1 protein-coding gene is annotated in these 814 nt (G+C 42.3%); it reads right to left on the reverse strand.

Features of this window, described 5'->3' with window-relative positions; translation table 11 throughout:
- Window positions 1-593: 593 nt before the first annotated feature.
- The coding region (locus tag KIV40_RS27405) for a hypothetical protein (RefSeq protein WP_285352358.1) at window positions 594-814 on the reverse strand (221 nt) is incomplete at its 5' end.

The following is an 814-nucleotide window of genomic DNA, read 5'->3' on the forward strand; positions in this document are numbered from 1 at the left end:
CGTAGTGGGCAAAAACTTGTTTGCCTGAAAGTGCTTCTGGCTGTGTAGAGCTTGATTCATTGGCAAAGCTATTGCCTGAGATCGCCGTGAATAACGCCAGAGATAATAAAGTGTGCTTAGGTTTACGATTTGAAAATAGATTGCTCATTCTTTTAAGTGCCGTTCATTAATCAGAGCTTTTTCCTCAAAACTCTGACCATTTACTTTGCGGCGAATATTCCAGATCACCGTGCTTGTTAACGTGATTGACTCGTTAAGATGGGCACAGTTTATGAGTATTTGGAAAAGTCGATGAATCGCATTTGTAGGATGAAACCCTACCAAGGGAGAAGGTAGTACCCGTGACAGTGCAAATACCAATAAGAAGAGCGCTCACTCAAGAAAAGTTACTATAAAACTGAGAGTAGAAGTGAAGGTGTAACTCACTATAGGGTTTTAAAGAGAAGTAGAGTTTTAAAGAGAAGAAGAGGTGTAAAGAAAAGTAGAGCTGTAAATAGAAATAAAAAAGAAGCTAGAGGTGCACGCTCATTTCACCGTCCATGGTAGCGAAGCCCATTAGACGTGCACTCAAAAGCAAAGATGATGACCCGCCGTTAGCTGGCTTTATCAATGGTCCTTGGTTGCAACCTTGTAGAGATATAAACCACTGGCTCTGACCACAATGAATCAAGCTCTTCAGCGTAATGTGCACCAGTCAGAGGGCGGCTGTATGGGTGAACTTTAGTACGAGGGTGACTTCGAACATCACCGACTGCATCGACATCAACTATATAACCGCTATCATTGCTACTCACGCTATTCCGCATTGAAATCA

It is taken from the genome of Vibrio sp. D173a (genome assembly GCF_030248475.1).